The 19,254-nt window shown below is 60.2% G+C and carries 19 protein-coding genes; 6 read left to right on the top strand and 13 right to left on the bottom strand.

Annotated features, from left to right (window positions below):
* Positions 1-58 precede the first annotated feature (58 nt).
* Entirely contained in the window at positions 59-580 is a 522-nt protein-coding gene (locus B9H00_RS12180) for a DUF3455 domain-containing protein (protein WP_086900869.1), read from the bottom strand.
* A gap of 222 nt (positions 581-802) precedes the next feature.
* Between B9H00_RS12180 and B9H00_RS12175 the strand changes: the two genes are divergently transcribed.
* From B9H00_RS12175 to B9H00_RS12165, 3 genes are all read left to right on the top strand, one after another.
* The gene (locus B9H00_RS12175) at positions 803-1,255 is read left to right on the top strand and encodes a MerR family transcriptional regulator (RefSeq protein ID WP_086900868.1); all 453 of its coding nucleotides are present in this window, start codon (positions 803-805) and stop codon (positions 1,253-1,255) included.
* Positions 1,245-4,025 (top strand): heavy metal translocating P-type ATPase, encoded by a 2,781-nt coding sequence (locus B9H00_RS12170; protein WP_236944266.1) that lies wholly within the window; start codon positions 1,245-1,247, stop codon positions 4,023-4,025. Before B9H00_RS12175 ends, B9H00_RS12170 begins: the two co-directional genes overlap by 11 nt.
* A 139-nt stretch (positions 4,026-4,164) precedes the next feature.
* Positions 4,165-4,596, top strand: a complete 432-nt coding sequence (locus tag B9H00_RS12165; protein ID WP_086900867.1) for a VOC family protein — start codon at positions 4,165-4,167, stop codon at positions 4,594-4,596.
* A gap of 13 nt (positions 4,597-4,609) precedes the next feature.
* Here the strand turns inward: B9H00_RS12165 and B9H00_RS12160 are convergent, their stop codons facing one another.
* The 12 genes from B9H00_RS12160 to ffh form a co-directional block, all read right to left on the bottom strand.
* A complete protein-coding gene (locus B9H00_RS12160) occupies positions 4,610-5,224 on the bottom strand; it encodes a YitT family protein (RefSeq protein WP_086900866.1) in 615 nt (204 codons plus the stop codon).
* 114 nt (positions 5,225-5,338) lie between these two features.
* Positions 5,339-7,141, bottom strand: a complete 1,803-nt coding sequence (locus B9H00_RS12155; protein WP_086900865.1) for a single-stranded-DNA-specific exonuclease RecJ — start codon at positions 7,139-7,141, stop codon at positions 5,339-5,341.
* A gap of 77 nt (positions 7,142-7,218) precedes the next feature.
* Positions 7,219-7,839 carry a glutathione S-transferase family protein gene (locus tag B9H00_RS12150; RefSeq protein ID WP_086900864.1) on the bottom strand — a complete coding sequence of 207 codons (621 nt, stop codon included), beginning with the start codon at positions 7,837-7,839 and terminating at the stop codon, positions 7,219-7,221.
* 44 nt (positions 7,840-7,883) lie between these two features.
* Complete coding sequence (thrC, locus tag B9H00_RS12145; protein ID WP_086900863.1) at positions 7,884-9,281, bottom strand: threonine synthase; 1,398 nt, start codon at positions 9,279-9,281, stop codon at positions 7,884-7,886.
* A 17-nt stretch (positions 9,282-9,298) separates the two neighbouring features.
* Positions 9,299-10,615, bottom strand: a complete 1,317-nt coding sequence (locus B9H00_RS12140) for a homoserine dehydrogenase (protein ID WP_086900862.1) — start codon at positions 10,613-10,615, stop codon at positions 9,299-9,301.
* 117 nt (positions 10,616-10,732) lie between these two features.
* Positions 10,733-11,494 carry a DsbC family protein gene (locus B9H00_RS12135; protein ID WP_236944265.1) on the bottom strand — a complete coding sequence of 254 codons (762 nt, stop codon included), beginning with the start codon at positions 11,492-11,494 and terminating at the stop codon, positions 10,733-10,735.
* A gap of 7 nt (positions 11,495-11,501) precedes the next feature.
* Complete coding sequence (gene xerD / locus B9H00_RS12130; protein ID WP_086900860.1) at positions 11,502-12,389, bottom strand: site-specific tyrosine recombinase XerD; 888 nt, start codon at positions 12,387-12,389, stop codon at positions 11,502-11,504.
* A gap of 165 nt (positions 12,390-12,554) precedes the next feature.
* The gene (gene rplS / locus B9H00_RS12125; RefSeq protein ID WP_086900859.1) at positions 12,555-12,920 is read right to left on the bottom strand and encodes a 50S ribosomal protein L19; all 366 of its coding nucleotides are present in this window, start codon (positions 12,918-12,920) and stop codon (positions 12,555-12,557) included.
* 119 nt (positions 12,921-13,039) lie between these two features.
* Positions 13,040-13,831, bottom strand: coding sequence for a tRNA (guanosine(37)-N1)-methyltransferase TrmD (gene trmD / locus B9H00_RS12120; protein ID WP_086900858.1), 792 nt, complete (start codon positions 13,829-13,831; stop codon positions 13,040-13,042).
* A 32-nt stretch (positions 13,832-13,863) separates the two neighbouring features.
* Positions 13,864-14,379 carry a ribosome maturation factor RimM gene (gene rimM, locus B9H00_RS12115; RefSeq protein ID WP_086900857.1) on the bottom strand — a complete coding sequence of 172 codons (516 nt, stop codon included), beginning with the start codon at positions 14,377-14,379 and terminating at the stop codon, positions 13,864-13,866.
* A 17-nt stretch (positions 14,380-14,396) separates the two neighbouring features.
* A complete protein-coding gene (gene rpsP / locus B9H00_RS12110; protein WP_086620704.1) occupies positions 14,397-14,657 on the bottom strand; it encodes a 30S ribosomal protein S16 in 261 nt (86 codons plus the stop codon).
* A 217-nt stretch (positions 14,658-14,874) separates the two neighbouring features.
* On the bottom strand, positions 14,875-16,287 hold the full coding sequence (ffh, locus tag B9H00_RS12105; RefSeq protein WP_086901854.1) for a signal recognition particle protein: 1,413 nt from the start codon (positions 16,285-16,287) through the stop codon (positions 14,875-14,877).
* 286 nt (positions 16,288-16,573) lie between these two features.
* Between ffh and B9H00_RS12100 the strand changes: the two genes are divergently transcribed.
* The 3 genes from B9H00_RS12100 (at position 16,574) to B9H00_RS12090 (ending at position 19,247) form a co-directional block, all read left to right on the top strand.
* The gene (locus B9H00_RS12100) at positions 16,574-17,368 is read left to right on the top strand and encodes a cytochrome C assembly family protein (RefSeq protein ID WP_086900856.1); all 795 of its coding nucleotides are present in this window, start codon (positions 16,574-16,576) and stop codon (positions 17,366-17,368) included.
* Positions 17,369-17,469: 101 nt separating this feature from the next.
* Positions 17,470-18,765: an HlyC/CorC family transporter gene (locus B9H00_RS12095; protein WP_086900855.1), complete on the top strand. Its 1,296-nt coding sequence runs from the start codon at positions 17,470-17,472 to the stop codon at positions 18,763-18,765.
* Positions 18,766-18,917: 152 nt separating this feature from the next.
* Positions 18,918-19,247, top strand: a complete 330-nt coding sequence (locus B9H00_RS12090; RefSeq protein ID WP_147376546.1) for a PepSY domain-containing protein — start codon at positions 18,918-18,920, stop codon at positions 19,245-19,247.
* Positions 19,248-19,254 lie beyond the last annotated feature (7 nt).

The raw sequence follows: 19,254 nt of genomic DNA, 5'->3' as shown, positions 1-19,254 counted from the left end.
AGCCCTCGATGTTATCGCGATGGAAAAGCCCCTGCTCGAGGCAGGGCAGGGACTGAACTTACTCGGCGGTCCAGAAGATGTAGTCGGCCTGATAGGTCACGATGGCCGTAGCGCCCTTGTGGTCGGTATCGCATGCGGCATCCGGCGGAACACCCCCCTCGGTATTCAAACGCTGAATATAGCTGACCCCGGTCATGGCGCCCTTGCCTTCGGCCGGATTGGCCTTGACCAGCTGCAGCGCAATGTTCCCGTCGCCATTACCGGCGGTGGCCTGCTGGGTGCCGGTCACTTTCGAGCCGTCCAGCGCTTCCCAGGTGGCGGGCGGGCCATAATAGCTGCCGACCTGATGGCCGTCGCCGTCATTGAGCGCGGCGCTGGGGCCCTTGAAGACCCATGCCATGGCACCGTCATCGCTGGTATCACACAGATACTTGATGGCACCGACGCCGACGGTCTCAAGTGCAATCTTGTTGCCCTCCGGCACCTGGACACTCTCTGGGGTATCCGCCAGAGCCGCATGACTAAAGGAAGCGATCAAGGCGGTCGCCAGAGCAGTACGCGTTAGACGTTGAACATTCATGTCAATCTCCCTGATGGTGGTTATCAACCGCTCCAATCGCTGCGGCTGTACAGGGGATACACACGAGATGTCGTTCTGGATGCACTTTTTTTAAAAAAAATGTGATGGCGCCTGACGAGCCTCGTATTGAAGCGATGACCGTCTGCCGGGTCCATTATTTGACCCTGTGGCTACCCCAGGGTTTTATGCTGACACCATGACAGGTAACCGGCAGGCAATGACATGAAAATCGGAGAACTGGCCGAACGGGGCAACGTGACCCACGAAACCATCCGCCACTATGTCCATCAGGGACTGATTCACGCCGACCGCAATCCCGGCAACGGCTATCAGCTTTTTGACGACGAGGCGCTCAGACGGCTGCGCTTTATCAACCGCGCCCGGACTCTGGGCTTTAGCCTCAAGGAGGTTGGGGAGATCTTTGCCCACACCGATCACGGTGACTCCCCCTGCCCCATGGTGCGTGATCTTCTGCGCACGCGCCTGCCGGAAGTCAGAGCGCAGATTCAGGAGCTGGAGCAGCTGGCTGATCGCATGGAAAAGGCGCTCAACGCATGGTCCTCCATGCCGGATGGCGCGCCCGATGGCAACACGCTGTGTCAGCTGATCGAACACTGGAACGATGCGCGCACCGAGGTAAACGCACGCGATTCAGGGAGTTCTCATGCCTCATGATCACCGACTCGCCCTGAGCGGCCTGCACTGTGGTAGCTGCGTCAAACGCACCCGCGCCGCGCTGGAGGCGCTCGATCCGAAGGCCCATATCGATATCGATGTGGAGCACCTTGTCATGCATACCGATCACTCGCTTGATGAGGTCATCAGGACGGTGGAAAGCGCCGGCTTTCAGGCCACACCGACGCAGGACACGCCCCATCATCAGCTGGTGCTTGAGGGTCTGCACTGCGGTGGCTGCGTCAAACGCACCCGCACAGCGCTTGAAGCACTTGATCCACAGGCGCAGATCGACATTGATACCGATCATCTGTCGATCACCACTCACCGATCGCGTGATGACGTGATCAATGCCGTGGAAGCCGCAGGCTATCGAGCGATACCCGTCGGAGAGAAGCCGGCGTCAGTGTCCGAGTCCGAGTCCGAGTCCGAGTCCGAGTCCGAGTCCGAGTCCGAGTCCGAGTCCGACAATGCTGCGCCAGCCGAGGCCGACAGACCGGCAGGTTCAAACGAGGCCATCGAACTGCAGCTGTCCGGCATTACCTGTGCCGGCTGTGTGCGCACCATTCAGAATGCGCTGGATCACGTCGACGGTGTGAATGAGGCGCAGGTCAACTTTGCTACCCGCAGCGCCCGGGTCAGCGGCAGCGCCCCCACCAGCGATCTGATCAAGGCAGTCGAACGGGCTGGCTACGGCGCCGAGGTCATCGAAAGCATTGAACAGGGAGAGGCGCGGCGCGGCGAGCTGGAGCAGCAGAGCTACCGTCACAAGATTCGGGACACCTGGCTGGCACTGGTGCCCGGGGCCGCGCTGATGCTGTCGATGTTCTTTCACCATCCTCAGCTGGAAGGTGGCGAGCGCTGGTTCTGGTTTGTGATCGGCCTGGGCGTTCTGGGCATCATGCTGACCGCTGGCCGCGGCTTTTATGATGCCGCCTTCAAGGCTGTGCGCCATCGCATGGCCAACATGGATCTATTGGTCGCCATCGGGGCCACCACCGCCTGGCTCTACTCGATGTTCGTCGCGCTGTTGCCGGATACCGTGCCCGAAGCGGCACGGTCGCTCTATTTTGAGGCGCCGCTGATGATCATCGGCCTGATCAGCCTGGGACAGGCGATTGAGACCCGCTCACGAGGACGCACCTCGAAGGCACTGTCACAGCTGGTATCACTGCGCGCCAGCACCGCAAGAGTGATTCGCGGTGATCAGGATGTCGATGTGGCCATTGATGATGTGGCCCAGGGCGATCTTGTCCGCCTGCGTCCCGGTGAGCGGGTACCGGTGGATGGCGAAGTGGTCGAAGGCAGCAGCCATATCGATGAATCGATGCTGACCGGTGAACCTCAGGCCGTCGCACGAACAGTCGGCGACCAGGTCTCTGCAGGCACGCTCAACACCAGAGGCACCCTGACCCTGCGTGCGACCCGGATCGGCGGCGACACCAGTCTGTCACGCATCATTGAGCAGGTGCGTCAGGCCCAGGGATCACGCCCGCCCATCAGCCGGCTGGCCGATCGGGTCGCCAGCATTTTTGTACCGGCGGTCATGATCATTGCAGTGATCACGGCGCTAATCTGGTTCAATCTTGGCCCCGAGCCGCGGCTCACCCATATGCTGGTGACGGCAACGTCGGTGCTGATCATCGCCTGTCCCTGCGCACTGGGACTGGCCACCCCAATCTCAACCATGATCGGTATAGGCCGGGCCGCCAGCGCCGGCATTTTGATTCGTCATGGTGAATCGCTGCAGCGTATCGGCGAGCTGACCGCACTGGTGGTCGACAAGACCGGGACGCTGACCGAGGGCAAACCGCGCGTGACCGACAGCATCTGGCAGAATGAAGATCATGACCGGGCGCTGGCCCTGCTGGCCGGCCTTGAACGCGGCTCGGAGCATCCGCTGGCCAGTGCCGTGCTGGCCTGGTGCGACGAGCAGCAGGCGGAGACCGTCGAGGTCAAGGATTTCGAGGCGATCTCGGGGCGCGGCGTCACGGCCACCGGCCCCAACGGCGAGCAGCTGGCGCTTGGCAATGCCGAGCTGATGAAAACGCAGGGTGTGCCCCTGAATGAGCGCCAGGAGACCATCAGCGCCTGGGAAAATCAGGCCCGAAGCGTGCTGCACTTCGCCATCGATGGCCGACTGGTCGCGCTGCTGGCCGTACAGGACCCGCTTCGAGGCGATGCTCGAGCGGCGATCGAGCGGCTGCATGCCCGCCAACTGCGCGTAGTGATGCTGACCGGTGACGCCGAACCTACCGCCCGGGCGATCGCCCATGAAGCGGGCATCGATGAGGTGCACGCCGGCCTTCTGCCTGAAGACAAGCAGGCCCATATCGAGCGGCTGCGCCGCGAGGGTTACGTGGTTGGCATGGCCGGCGACGGTATCAACGACGCGCCCGCACTGGCAGCCGCCGATGTCGGCTTTGCCATGGGTGCCGGCAGCGATGTGGCGATCGAATCGGCAGGCGCTGCCCTGATGCGCGACTCCCTGCACGGCATCAGCGATGCCATCGACTTGAGCCGCGCCACCATCAAGAACATCAAGCAGAATCTGTGGGGCGCCTTTGCCTACAACACGCTGGGCATCCCGATTGCTGCCGGGCTGCTCTATCCGCTGACAGGCACCCTGCTTTCCCCCATGGTGTCGGCCCTGGCCATGGCGGCCTCCTCGGTAACGGTCGTCACCAATGCCAACCGATTACGCCACTTCACGCCGGAGCGGATCACACGTCCGGACAGCGACAGCTCAACCGCGGAGGTGACCTCATGAGTCTTTTGATCAATGCCCTGGGGGTCGTACTGATGGTGCTGATTGCCTGGTGGTTCTGGGGTGGGCACAAGGACACATGACAGCGTGGGCGGGCTCGCCCACACTGCCCTTTGGATTCATGCCACGAGAGTGTTTAGCCATGTCCGAACAATCTGCCCCCGCCCTTCATGGGGTGATCGAAACCGCGCTTTATACCGCCGACATGGCCCGGGCGCGGGCCTTTTTCGAAACGGTGCTGGGCCTGACGCCCCATCTCTTTGATGAGCGCTTTACGGCCTACCCGACCGGGCAGTCGATGCTGCTGATCTTTCTGCAGGGGGAGACGCAGGACACCGTACATCTGCCCGGGGACATGGGCACCATTCCGCCCCACGATGGCGGCGGACGCCAGCATATCGCGCTGGCCATCGATGCCGAGGCATTGGGCGCCTGGGAGGCACATCTGGCCCATCATGACGTGGCCATCGAAGGGCGCACGCACTGGCCGCCGGGTGGTGAAAGCGTTTATTTTCGCGACCCCGACGGCCATCTGCTGGAGCTGGTCACGCCGGGACTCTGGCCCAACTATTGAGCCAGGCCGGAGACTAATTGCTGCTGGTGCCGGTATAGCGTCCGGGGCGATGGTTGAGGGTCAGAATCACGCCCAGCACGACGGCCCCCACGATCGAATAGATCACATTGGCCGGCGGCAGCACGAAAAAGGCCATGAGCATGACCAGGCCATCAAGGATGAGCTGAACCTTGCCGGCGCTCCAGCCGCGCCGGTCCTGAAGATACAGGGCAAGAATGTTGAAACCGCCCAGACTGCCGCGATGGCGGAAAAGCGCCAGCGCTCCCAGTCCGATCAGGCTACCGCCCATCAGCGCTGCAAACAGCGGCGAGACCTCCCCGATATCAATCCAGCGCGGCATCTGCCAGCTGATCAATGACAGCAGCGCAATGGCGGCAAAGGTCTTGAGCGCAAACTGATGGCCGACCCGCTGCCAGGCGAGCCAGTAAAACGGCAGGTTTACCACGAAAAAGACCGGGCCAAAGTCCCAGCCGGTGCTATAGGTAATCAACAGCGCGATACCGGCGGTGCTGCCGATCAGAATCTGGGCGTGTTCATACAGTCCGACGCCCAGCGCAGCGCAGGCCGAACCCAGCATGATGGCCATGACATCCTCGTGCAGGCGATGTCGACTCAATGAAGTATCCATCGATAATATCCTTGTTGTTGTGTGACCGCCGGATAGGCAGTGCCTGAAACACGGCGCTTGTGGCACCTCGGGATATTATCGACAGCCCGCACGCAGGCGTCGAGTGGCCTCGGTTCAATCAAAATGCGGCGTGGCATGCTCGATCATCAGTTGCAGGCTCTCCCTACCCCGATAGCGATTGCGCGACAGACGAAAGGCACAGTGTATTTCCTCCCCGACCGCCACCGGCGTGCTCTCGCCGGGCGTGACGGCGCGAAACCAGATCGCCCGAACCATTTGATCGCCGGCATCCAGCGTCATCATCAGATGGTTGCCGTCACTGCCGACCAGGCGGGCCTGATCCACCACGAAGCGGCCCTCGAACAGCGGCGCCTCAAATTCCCGGCCATAGGGTGCCAGCGCCTCGAGCTCATCGAGAATCGGCAGCGCCAGCTGATGCGGCGAGAGCGTGCCGTCGCTGAGAATCAGCGGATAGAGTTCGCGACCATCCAGCTGCTCATCAATGGCCGTGACCAGCGCGCGGCGAAAGGCTTCCAACTGATGGACAGGCACCCCGACACCGGCCGCCCCGCTGTGACCGCCAAAGCGTGGCAGTGCCTCGGGCGACAGCTCAAAGGCGCGCTGAAGCGCATCACGCAGATGTACGCCCTCTACCGAACGTCCGGAACCGGTCAGCATCTCCGGGTCTGGCGCCTGGGTCAGCACGACGGCCGGCCGCCCGAAAGCCTGCACCAGTCTTGAGGCCACAATGCCCTGAACGCCGGGGTGACCGTCGGCGAGATGAACGACCAGCACGCGCGCGCCCTGCTCGAGCTGCTGATGGGCCATGGCTCGTGCCTGCTCGGCCATATCGGCCTCGATGGCCTTGCGCGACTGGTTGTCATCATCGAGTACGTTGAGATAGCGACGCGCGCTGGCATCGTCCTCGGCCAGCATGAAATGCAGCGCCGCATAAGGATCATCCAGTCGCGAGCGGGCATTGATGCGCGGCCCCATCTGAAAGGCGAGCGTTTCGGCATCAAAGGGCGTGCTGTCAGGCCCCAGTCGTTCGGCCATCATGCGCCAGCACGGCGCCTCCATGCGATTGATCAGCTTGAGCCCGAGCGTCACCACGGCGCGATTGATGGCGCTATCCCCCAGTGAGACACAGTCGGCCACCGTTCCCAGCGCCACGTAGGCCAGCCATGGCGAGAGCTTGGGAGTATCACCGGCCAGCCGGCCGGCCTCGATCAGATGCGTGCGGGTCAGCGACATCAGAAGCCAGCACACCATGCAACCGGCGATGGTGGCATCGGGATAATCACAGTCAGCGCGCGACGGGTTGATCACCGCATGGGCCGAAGCCGGCGGACCTTCCACGGGCAGGGCGTGGTGGTCGGTCACTACTACATCAATACCGGCTTCCTTCAGACGTGCTAGGCGCGGCTCGTCACTGGAGCCGCAGTCGGCACTGATGATGAGCGACGGACGCGGCGTGAGCGCCAGTGTCTTGTCCACCAGGGCGCTGCTGATGCCATAGCCATCATTGATGCGATGACCAATCAAACTGTGAAGCCGCTCGCGCGGCACGCCAAAAAGTTCGTTAAGCGTTCGCAGAATCACCACGTGCGAGGTAATCCCGTCGACGTCATAGTCGGTGATGATGCCGATATGCTCCCCGTCGATCACGGCCCGGGCGATGCGCTCGGCACCGCGGGTCGCATCACACAGCTTTTCGGGATGTTCGATATAGCGCAGGGCCGGCGCAATCAGAGCGGACACTGGTGCACGCGGGTCCTTGAGACGTCCGGCCAGGATCCGCGCCTGCAGCTCGGTCAGGCCGGCATCGAGCGCCTCCCGGTAGAGGCCTTCATGACAGGGACGCTGCAGGATTTTCTTGTCCAGCAGCGTTTTCAGGGAAGGGCTCGCGTTATCCACAGGGGCTCCGAAAACTCAAGGGCTGCGCCGGCATCATTGATGCCGGCGCAGCCCTGTTGATGGATCGTTCAGAATGGTCAGGTCAGCGGCGTCATGACCTGGCGCTGAAAGGCGGCGCGCTCGGTGAGGCGTTGATACCAGCGCTCGAGATGCACCAGTGCCGGACGCTCGATGGGCATTTCAAACCAGGCATACATCATGCAGCCCAGCGGGATATCCCCCATGCCCAGCGACTCACCGGAAAGCCAGGGCTGGTCGGCCAGCACGTTATCCACACGCGACAGCAGCCTCGTGCATTCGCCAATGCCACGATCCCTGATCACACTGTCGCGCTGATCCGACGATAGCCGTACGGTATTCCAGAAGACATCCCTGAAGGGTGCCGCGAAGGTCGAGGTGGCCCAGTCCATCCACTTGTCCGCCTCGGCACGTGAGGCGGGATCATGGGCGGCCAGTGGCTCTTTGCCGTACTGCGCCATCAGATAGCGCACGATGGCATTGGATTCCCACAGCACCAGCGCCCCGTCCTGAAGGCAGGGGACCAGGCCATTGGGATTGAGCGCCCGGTAGTCGGGATCATCCACGACGCCAAATTCGCCACCGGCATCGATACGCTCGATATCAAGCCCAAGCTCATCGGCGCACCAGAGCACCTTTTTGACGTTGGTCGAGTTGGTCCGGCCCCATACCTTCAGCATGTCCCCTCCTCACTCCGTGATGCAGGCAACGCCTGTCCGTTTGATCAGCTGCTGGCCACGCGATGTTTTGCCACAAAGCGCTGAACGTCATGCGCTCCGGCCGGCAACACATCATAGCGCTCTTCTCGATCCATCAGATCACTCATGGACTCCGGCAGTGCCGCCCCTTCAAAACCGGCCCTGACCACGGCGTCTTCGAACTTGGCCGGGTGGGCGGTCGCCAGCGTGATCATGGGCGTGGTGTCATCGCTACGTGCCACTTCAGCAGCGCGATAGCCGGTCGCGGTGTGCGGATCGAGCAGCTCGCCGGTACGCTCGAAGGCTTCGCGAATCACCTCAAGGATGGTGTCATCATCCACACGATGGCTACCGAACTTCTCGCGCAGCCTGGCCAGCGGTGCATCGGCCAGCGCCGTGGGCTCCTGCTGGAAACACTCCAGCAGTGCGCGCACGCGATCGCCGTCGCGATCATAAGCATCAAAGAGCAGCCGCTCGAAGTTGGACGACACCACGATATCCATCGAAGGCGCCAGAGTGGCAGCCAGTTCGCGCTTGGAAAAGTCGTTGTCGGCCAGCGTTCTGTGCAGGATATCGTTGGCATTGGTAGCAATCACGAACTGCTTCACCAGCAAACCCATCTGACTGGCCGTATAGCCGGCAAACAGATTACCGAAGTTCGCCGAGGGCACCGTGAAGCTTACCTCACGATGCGGTGCACCAACGGCCACAGCCGAGGCAAAGTAGTAGACGATCTGCGCCATGATGCGCGCCCAGTTGATCGAGTTGACCGCAATCAGCCGGGTGCCGTCGAGAAAGCTCTGGTCGGCGAAGCTGGCCTTGACGATGGCCTGAGCGTCGTCGAAGTTGCCTTCGATGGCGATGTTGTGGACGTTATCGGCCAGCACCGTGGTCATCTGGCGACGCTGAACGGCAGACACGCGCTGATAAGGATGCAGGATAAAGATATCGAGGTTGTCACAGTGACGACAGCCCTCGATGGCCGCCGAGCCGGTGTCACCGGAAGTGGCGCCCATGATGACCGCCTTCTCGCCACGCTTTTTGAGAAAGTAATCCAGCAGGCGGCCCAGCAGCTGTAGTGCCACATCCTTGAACGCCAGCGTCGGCCCGTGGAAGAGCTCCATCAGCCAATGGTTGTGCGAGAGCTGTTTGAGCGGCACCACGGCGTCATGCTTGAAGGTGGCATAGCTGTCGTTGATGAGACCGCGCAGAGTGTCATCGTCGATCTCACCGCCGACAAAGGGCTTCATGACCCGAAAGGCAATCTCGGTATAGGGCTGCCCGGCCATGGCCGCGATCTCTTCACGAGAAAACTTCGGCAGCGTTTCCGGCACGTACAGGCCGCCATCGGGCGCCAGCCCGGTCAGTACCGCTTCTTCAAAATTCAGCGCGGGAGCATTCCCGCGCGTACTGATGTAACGCATGGTCTGTGCGCCCCTGATCAGACGTTTTCGTCAAGGTGTTCAATGCGGATACGGGTTACCGGCCCGGCGATGTCAGCCAGTGCTTCAAGCTGGCGAATCGCTTCATTCATGTTCGCCTCACGGGTGCGATGCGTGGTGATGATGATCGGCACCAGTTCCCCCTCGGTGGCTTCCTTCTGGATCAGAGCTTCGATGCTAACGCCCTGCTCGGCCAGAATGGTGGCCACACGCGCCAGCACGCCGGGACGGTCCACGGCCAGAAGCCTCAGATAATAGGCGGTGACGATGTTCTCCATCGGCATGATCGGCAGGCTTTCATCGCCCTCGACGATACCGCTGAAGGCAAGATAGGGCGTGCGATAGTCATGATGCGTCGCCATATCGCGCGCCACGTCCAACAAATCCGCCACGACCGCCGAGGCGGTTGGCTCGGCGCCGGCACCGGCACCATAGTAGAGTGTCGGGCCTACGGCATCGCCCATCACTTCGATGGCATTCTTGACGCCATGGACGTTGGCCAGCAGCTGCTCCTTTGGCACCAGTGCCGGATGCACGCGCAGCTCGATGCCGTCATCGGTACGCTTGGAGATGCCAAGATGCTTGATGATGTAGCCCAGCGCGTCGGCCTGTTTCACGTCATCAAAGGTGATGCGCGAAATGCCTTCGGTATAGGCCCGCTCGAACTGCAGCGGCACACCGTAGGCAATCGAAGCCAGAATGGTCAGCTTGTGGGCAGCATCGATGCCCTCGACATCAAAGGTCGGATCGGCCTCGGCATATCCAAGCGCCTGAGCTTCGGCCAGCACGTCCTCAAACGCTCGCCCTTCATCTCGCATGTGGGTCAGGATGTAATTGCCGGTACCATTGATAATGCCGGCGACCCATTGAATGCGGTTGGCGCCCAGCCCCTCACGCAGAGACTTGATGACCGGAATCCCTCCGGCCACGGCCGCCTCGAAAGCGACAATAACGCCCTGCTCGGCCGCAGCGCGGAAGATTTCGTTGCCATGAACGGCGATCAGGGCCTTGTTGGCGGTGACCACGTGCTTGCCATGACGAATGGCTTCCAGCACCAGCTCGCGGGCCACGTCATAGCCGCCGATCAGCTCGACCACGACATCGATATCAGGATTTCGGGCGACCTCGAACACGTCGCGGGTAACATTGATCCCGGTCAGGTCCACCTGCGGGCTATCACGCCGCGCACCAATCTGCTCCACCACAATGGCGCGTCCGGCTCGGCGTTCAATGTCCTGGGCGTTACGCACCAATACATTGAACGTGCCGCTGCCCACGGTCCCCAGTCCGCAAATGCCTACCTTTACCGGTTCCACCGTCTTGCCCCCTGGTCTACTGATCTCAACGCTGCATGACTGTTTTCCCGGCGCCGTCAGGACACCGGGAGGAGAAGCAGTGTAACGTCCCGCACGGCTTCCATGAATGCCTTGTGGTTAATTCTTCAACCCCAGCATGTTGACCAGTCGATCCACCGGCACGTAGCCTGGAATCATGCGACCATCAGGCAGAATCAGCGCAGGCGTTCCCTGAATGCCAATCTGCTTGCCCAGCTCGAACTGTGTCTCGACCGGGGTATCGCAGCTGGAGGCGCCCTTGAGCTTCTTGCCCTTCGTGGCTGCCGTCATCGCCTCGGTGCGGTTATCGCTGCACCAGACCTGGTTGAGCTCGCGTGCGCCTTCGCCCTGCATGCCGGCACGCGGAAAAGCCAGATAGCGCACTTCGACGCCCCGCTTGTTGAGCTCGGGCACCTCTTCATGAAACTTGCGACAGTACGGGCAGGTGGTATCGGTAAAGACGTTGATCACGGCCTTGACCTCACCGGCGGGCCGAAAGACCACCGTGTCCTTGTCGGGTACCTGCTTGAGCAGCGCCAGGCGATGCTGCTGCTGTTTCTGCTCGGTCAGATTGACCATCTGACCACTGTCGTTGCGATAAAGATCGCCAACCAGCAGATACTTCCCTTCCCGGTCGCTATAGAGCGTCTGGCCACCTTCCAGCTGCACCTCAAAAAGGCCCGGTACGGGTGAGGCTTCTACCGAGCGCACCGGCATTGACTGACCGTTGACGACCAGGTGATCGGTTAGATCCTTTGGTATCTCGGCGTCACTGGCCTGGGCACCCTGAGCAAGTACGGCGCCGGCCAGCAACGTACCGGTCAAAAGCGAACGAAAGGAGAGAGCAGGCAATCTGGACATGGATAATTCAGCCCCTTGGGTGATGTTTGGCATGAATGGCTTCAAGACGGGCCTGAGCCACACGCGTGTAAATCTGTGTGGTAGAGAGGTCGCGATGACCGAGAAGTTCCTGCAGCACGCGCAGATTGGCACCATGGTTGAGCAGGTGGGTCGCAAAGGCATGGCGCAGGGTATGCGGTGACAGTGAGGCATCAATGCCCGCTCGGGTAGCATGATGCTTGATGCGATACCAGAAGGTTTGTCGCATCATGAAACCATCGCTGCGACCCGGAAACAGGGGGGCTCGAGTAATATCGACCATCAGCTCGCCGCGCCCTTCACGCAGATAGCGCTCCAGCCATTCAATGGCAGGCTCGCCCATCGGCACCAGCCGTTCGGCATCCCCCTTGCCCAGCACTCGCACCACGCCCTGACGAAGATTGATGCTGTCCACCCGAAGACCTACCAGTTCGGAAACGCGCAGCCCGCAGCTGTAGAGGACCTCGAGCATGGCCCGGTCGCGCAGACCCAGCGGCGTGGTCACATCCGGCGCGCCTAGCAGTCGTTCAACCTCTTCCTCTTCAAGCGTTCCCGGCAGTCCCGCACGAGCCCTTGGCGCCACGATGTCGGCCAGCGGGTCATGGTGGATCTGGCCGGTCACCAGTGCCCAGCGATAAAAACGCCGCAGACTGGAAGTCAGTCGGGCATCGGAGCGCGCCTGATAGCCATCACGGCGTCGCTCATCAATAAGATTTTGATAGGTCTGACTATCCGGCGCCAAAAGGCTCATGTCGTGACGTGACAGATAACGCTGCCAGTGCATCAGATCACGGCGGTAGGCATCCAGCGTGTGCATGCTGGCACCACGCTCAAGCCATAGCGCATCAAGAAAGGCATCGATCAGCTGGCTGGACATGACGGTCTCTCATGAAAACACGACAGTGATTCGGGCAGTCATCTCTGGGTCTTCCAGTTCCGATGACGGACGGGCCAGTATCCAACAGACAAAAACCCCGCCCATGATGCATGGTGCGGGGTCTTTGAGAAACTGCCCGATGATAACGGGCAGTCACGAAAAGGCTCAGGACTTCTTGGCGAGCTTTTCCTTGATACGTGCAGACTTGCCGCTACGATCGCGCAGGTAGTAGAGCTTGGCCTGACGAACGTCACCACGACGACGCACTTCAATGCTGTCAACCTGACGGCTGTAGGTCTGGAAAGTACGCTCAACGCCAACACCGTGAGAGATCTTGCGCACGGTGAACGCGGAGTTCAGTCCACGGTTACGCTTGCCGATGACAACGCCTTCAAACGCCTGCAGACGCTCACGGGTGCCTTCCACGACCTTGACCTGTACCACGACAGTGTCGCCGGGGCCGAAATTCGGGATTTCCCTGTCCAGCTGCTCGTTTTCAAGCGCCTGGATGATCAGGTTTTTGCTGCTCATGACATTTCTCCAATGTGACTGGACCCGGTAGCAGTGTCTGCAACACCGGCGTCCTTGATCCCGGCGACATGCGCGGGGTCGATTCGTGGGTGACGCGGCATCATCCGGACCATGGTCCGCTAATCCCGCACCGCCGCATCGGCATCCACCGATGCGTGTTCGTCGATGAACTCGTCCAGCAGCTGACGCTGCTCGCGGTCGAGTGTCATCTCCTGCAGCAGTTCCGGTCGACGCTGCCAGGTTCGTCCCAGTGACTGCTTGAGGCGCCATCGGCGAATTTCGCCATGGTGTCCTCCCAGCAGCACTTCGGGTACCCGTCGCCCGTCAACCTCTTCCGGACGCGTATAATGCGGACAGTCCAGCAAACCAGCGCTGAAGGAGTCCTCCTCGGCAGAGGCCTGATGCCCCAGCACGCCCGGCACCAGTCGTGCCACGGCATCACACAGCACCATGGCCGGCAGTTCACCACCGCTGAGCACGTAGTCACCAATGGACCACTCTTCATCGATATCAAGATCGATCACGCGCTCATCAATGCCTTCATACCGCCCGGCTACCAGCACCAGTTTCCTGTAGCCAGCCAGCTGCCTGACACCGTCCTGATCCAGCTTTCGCCCCTGAGGAGAAAGGTAGATCACGCGTACAGGTGCATCATCATCCTGCCCGCCCTGCGCTTCACCGTGACGTCGAGCCTGAGCAATGGCACTACGCAATGTATCCACCTTCATCAGCATGCCTGGGCCGCCCCCATAGGGACGATCATCCACGCTGCGATGGCGATCAAGCGCGTAGTCACGCGGGTTCCAGCAGTCAATGCGCATCAGGCCGCGCTCGACAGCGCGCCCTGTCACCCCATAGCGGGTGACGGCATCAAACATTTCCGGAAACAGCGATACCACTCCAATCCACACGATCCATTACTCGCCTGAGGGGAAGACAGTCATCAAAAATCGGGATCCCAACTGACGGTCATGGTGCCGCCCTCAAGATCCACCCCTTGAATCACATCATCCGGCAAAAATGGAATCAGGCGTTCACGGTCTTCACCACGAACTACCAGAACATCGTTGGCACCGGTCTCGAACAGATATTCGACACGTCCAAGAGAGACACCATCGACCGTATGAACCTTGAGCCCTTCCAGCTGATACCAGTAATACTCATCGCTGGCCAGCGCCGGCAGCTCATCGGCCTTGAGCCAGATGGTAGCCCCCGCAACACGCTCGGCGGCTTCTCGTGAATCAACACCATCAAGGCGAACCACCAGTCCCTTGCCGTGACGCTGACCGTTGAGCAGGGTCATGGGCGTACGCTGCCCATTGTGCTCAACCAGCCATGTCCCGTAGGTAAGGATACCTTCCATGGGGCTGGTCCACGAATACACGCGAAGCCACCCTTTCACGCCATAGGGGCTTGTCAGCTTGCCCATGACGACGTACTGCTCAGGCGACTGCGTCATACCGATTCCAGAATGTATCAGGCGGAAGCGGTTTGCTGCTTGCGCGCAAAACGCACCAGCTCGGCAACGCGGTCAGAGAGCTGTGCGCCCTGTGCCTGCCAGTGTTCGATACGCTCGAGGTCGATACGCAGACGTTCCTGCTGACCACGGGCGATCGGGTTGAAAAAGCCCACCTGCTCCAGATAGCGGCCGTCACGCTTGACGCGCGAATCGGTCACATGCAGGTGATAAAAGGGACGCTTCTTGGCGCCACCACGTGCCAGACGAATGGTAACCATTTAAAGTCCTTCAGTTGGAATAACGTCGCTCAACAGCACGACGAGGCCATAAACATGTTGCGCGCATCATCCTGATCACGAGCGTTGCCGGAAAATTCATTCCGGAAAACGCCATGCGCAGGCGCGCCGCTTCTCGAAGACGCGGTATTCTACGGGAAATTTCAAGGCTTGGGAACTGCATAAATGCAGTTCCCAGGCAAGCGAAATCGGGCCCTTCTCAACGACGCGGGAAACCGCCCGGACCACCCATACCGCCCATGCCACCACCGGGGCCGCCCATGCCGCCACCGCCCATCATGGAGCTCATGCCGCGCATCATCTTCTGCATGCCGCCCTTTTTGCCCATCTTCTTCATCATCTTCTGCATCTGCTTGTGCTGCTTGAGCAGACGATTGAGATCGGGCACGGTCGTTCCGGAGCCTGCACAGATGCGGCGCTTGCGTGAGCCATTGATGAGATCGGGCTTTCGGCGCTCCTTCGGCGTCATGGAATTGATCATGGACTCGAGCTTGCCAAACTCCTTCTCGCTGGCCTGCCCCTGAGCCATCTCGGCCATCTGTCCCATACCGGGCAGCTTTTCAAGCAGGCTGCCCATGCCGCCCATGTTCTTGAGCTGCTGGAGCTGGTCACGAAAGTCCTCAAGGTCAAAGCTTTCGCCCTTCTTGATCTTTTTGGAGAGCTGGTCGGCCTTGTCGCGATCAACCTTGCGCTCGGCCTCCTCGATCAGACTGAGCACGTCTCCCATGCCGAGGATGCGCGAGGCCACGCGGTCCGGATAGAAGGGCTCGAGCGCATCGGTCTTCTCCCCCATGCCCATGAACTTGATCGGCTTGCCGGTGATATGGCGTACCGACAGGGCAGCACCCCCACGGGAATCGCCATCGGCCTTGGTCAGGATCACACCGGTCAGCGGCAGGGCCTCGTGGAAGGCCTGCGCCGTATTGGCGGCGTCCTGACCGGTCATGGCATCAACCACGAACAACGTTTCCTGCGGCGAGATGGCACGATGGAGATCGCGAATCTCGCCCATCATGGTCTCGTCGATATGCAAGCGGCCGGCGGTGTCCACCAGCACCACATCAAAGAACTGGATACGGGCGTGGCGAATGGCCGCTTCAGCGATCGCGACCGGCTGCTGCTCGCTGGTCGAGGGGAAGAATTCGACACCGACCTCATGGGCCAGCGTTTCAAGCTGATCGATGGCCGCCGGACGGTAGACGTCCGCCGACACTACCAGCACCTTTTTCTTTTGACGCTCGCGCAAAAAGCGAGCCAGCTTGGCAACGGAGGTGGTCTTGCCCGCGCCCTGCAGACCGGCCATCAAAATGACGGAAGGCGTCTGCTTGAGCTCGAGCGGCACATTGCCCTCGCCCATGGTCGCTTCCAGCTCCTGCTGGACGATCTTGACGAACTGCTGACCGGGCGAGAGGCTTTTGGAGACCTCCTGACCCACGGCTCGCGCGCGAACGCGTTCAACGAAATCCTTGACCACTGCCAGCGAAACGTCGGCTTCCAGCAGGGCACGCCGGACTTCGCGAAGGGTATCCTTGATGTTCTCCTCGGTCAGTCGTGCCTGTCCGGTCACGGATCTGAGCGTATGGGAGAGACGATCTGTCAGGTTATCAAACATGAGCTTCTCCGATGGTGCAGCGGCGGCGGCAGAAACGTGAAAGGCGCCCATGCCGAGACCGGAAAATGTTGGTGCGCATTATAACGGTTCAAGGCGCCGCCATACACCAGCCTGACAAGGATTCGTGAACAACCGGATTTTGATCCACACAAGAGGCCTGTCGCTCCCTCCCCTGACATGTCCGGTTTCGATCAGGGTTGGGTCTCGGTATAGTAGTCAAGCCCCGTGATCTGCATCACGACTCGCACGTCAGGTTCGCGATTTCCATACGGATTGTCATATAACGATGCTCACGCTTTTTTCTGCCCTTGTGGCAGTCGTGTTTTATTGCACCGCCGCCTGCCGTCAGATGCTGTCGCTCACCCGGCGCCTGCCCGTTCGCCAGGGGCTTGTGAATGCGGCCAGCGCACTGGCTGTCGCGGGTCATGGCATCGTGGTCTACACCACCCTGCGCGCACATGAAGGACTGCATCTGGGCATTTCCGAGACCATTTCACTGGTCTTTTTCCTGATCGCAGCCCTTCTATTACTGGCCAGCATTAAAAAACCGCTGATGCCGGCTGCAGTAGGCCTTTATCCCTTGGCAGCCCTGAGTGTCATCGGAGCCGTCGGCTTTCCGCAGTCCAGCATCGAATACGGGTTTACACCGGGCATGCTGGTACACATCGCCACTTCCGTACTGGCCTATGCGCTGTTGATCATGGCCGCCGGCCAGGCCATTTTGCTGGCCATTCAGACGCATGCCCTCAGGCACAACCATCTTCGTGGCATCGTTCAGGTGCTGCCGCCCCTGACGACCATGGAACGGCTGATGTTCGAGCTGATCACCTATGGCATGGCCTTTCTGACCGCCTCGATCATCAGTGGCTTTTTGTTCATCAACGACCTGTTTGCCCAGCATCTGGTCCACAAGACCGTATTATCCCTGCTGGCCTGGGTGCTTTTTTCCATCCTTCTCTGGGGTCGATATCAGCGAGGCTGGCGCGGCTCTCTGGCCATTCGCTGGACGCTGGGCGCTGTTATCGTATTGATACTGGCCTATTTCGGCACCAGGCTGATCGTACAGTTGCTGCATGGCTGATTCGGCCGGCATTCCATGGCAGTTTCTGCCAATGTCGCCTTGACACTCATGACACAAATTTCTAAAAACGACCGATAACTGATTCCGAGGATCCACCGACCTTGAGCGATGACACTCCCCTGGGGCTGATGTTTGCCCTGCTCGTGCTGCTCATTATCCTGTCTGCCTTCTTCTCGAGCTCGGAAACCGGCATGATGTCCATCAACCGCTACCGGTTGAAGCATCAGGCCAATACAGGACACAAGTCTGCCAAACGGGTGCTGCGCATGCTGTCGCGCCCGGACCGCCTGATCGGCGTCATTCTGATCGGCAATAACTTCGTCAATAACCTGGCAGCCTCGATTGGCACCATCATTGCCATTCACTTTTTTGGCGAAGTGTCGGGTCCCGCCATCTCGACGGCGATTCTGACGCTGGTCGTCCTGATCTTTGCCGAAGTCACACCCAAAACGCTGGCTGCCCTGCGCCCGGACAAGATTGCCTTTCCCGCCTCTTTGATCCTTGAACCCCTGCTGCGCGTACTCTATCCACTTGTCTGGCTGGTCAACGGTATTTCCAATGGCCTGCTGCGCCTGGCAGGCGTTCGCGAGATTGATGGCAGCGCCGCCCACCTGACCCGCGACGAGCTGCGCACCGTCGTGCATGAAGCCGGCACCATGATCCCCCGTCGCCACCAGACCATGCTGATCTCGATTCTTGATCTGGAAAATGTCACGGTCAACGACATCATGGTGCCACGTCATGAAGTGGTCGGGCTCAATCTCGAGGACGATCTGGACACGCTGCTGTCAGAAATTCGTACCAGTCAGCACACACGCGTGCCGGTCTACAAGGGCGACATCAACAATATTGTCGGTATTTTGCACCTGCGTAATGCCGCTCGCATCATGTCCCAGCCCAATGTGAGCAAGGCTTCCATTGTACAAGAAGCGCGCGAGCCCTATTTCGTGCCCGAATCCACCCCCCTGCATACCCAGCTGCTCAATTTTCAGCAGCAAAAGCGGCGCATTGGCATCGTGGTCGACGAATACGGCGATGTGCAGGGGCTGGTCACGCTCGAGGATATTCTTGAAGAGATCGTTGGGGAGTTCACCACCGATATTGCCGATACACATCAGGAAATCCATCAGCAGGATGATGGGAGCTACATCATTGATGGTACGGCCAACATCCGTGAGATCAACAAGGTGCTGGGCTGGCAGCTGCCCACCAGCGGCCCCAAGACGCTCAACGGATTGATTCTGGAATATCTGGAATCCTTCCCCGATGCGCCGGCCAGCCTGGAGATCGGCACCGTGCGTCTCGAAATTCTTGAAATCAAGGAAAACCTGATCACATCGACACGCTGCTGGCAGACACAAAGGCGTACAACGCGCGCCGCTGACATGCACCAATAATCAAACCGGACAAATGCGCAAGGGCGCTTTTGGGATTGAATTAAGCCTGTTTTGTTAAGTTGCGCGATATCCATGATGGCCTTTCCAGGAACGCATGATGATATCGCTCACTTTTTCGCACACTTTATGTGCAACAGGTCAACATGATGTTCATGGATAGCCGCCTACTGCGTTTGTGCGCTCTTTGCTGCCTGGCGACGTTCCCGACGCTTGCTGCGATGGCGTATGCCTGCCAGAAGGAAGGCCAGGATGTCTCTCAGGACGAGGTGCTTCAGATGACCGAAAATGGCCATATTGAGCCCTTTCCGGTCATACTCGAGAAAGCGCGCGAATATCGCAGCGGGAAACTGCTCGAGGCCAAGCTCGACTGCGTCGGTCAGCGCTATGTTTACGAAATCGACATGCTCGATCATGATGGACAAATCAGGGCGCTTCGTTTCGATGCCGTCACCGGCAGGCACCTGGATCTGGAAGAAGATTAAAGGGATA

The sequence above is a fragment of the Kushneria marisflavi genome (genome assembly GCF_002157205.1).
In the GTDB taxonomy this organism is placed as follows: domain Bacteria; phylum Pseudomonadota; class Gammaproteobacteria; order Pseudomonadales; family Halomonadaceae; genus Kushneria; species Kushneria marisflavi.
The sequence above is the reverse complement of the archived record's forward strand: the minus strand, read 5'-3'. Positions and strand labels throughout refer to the sequence as shown.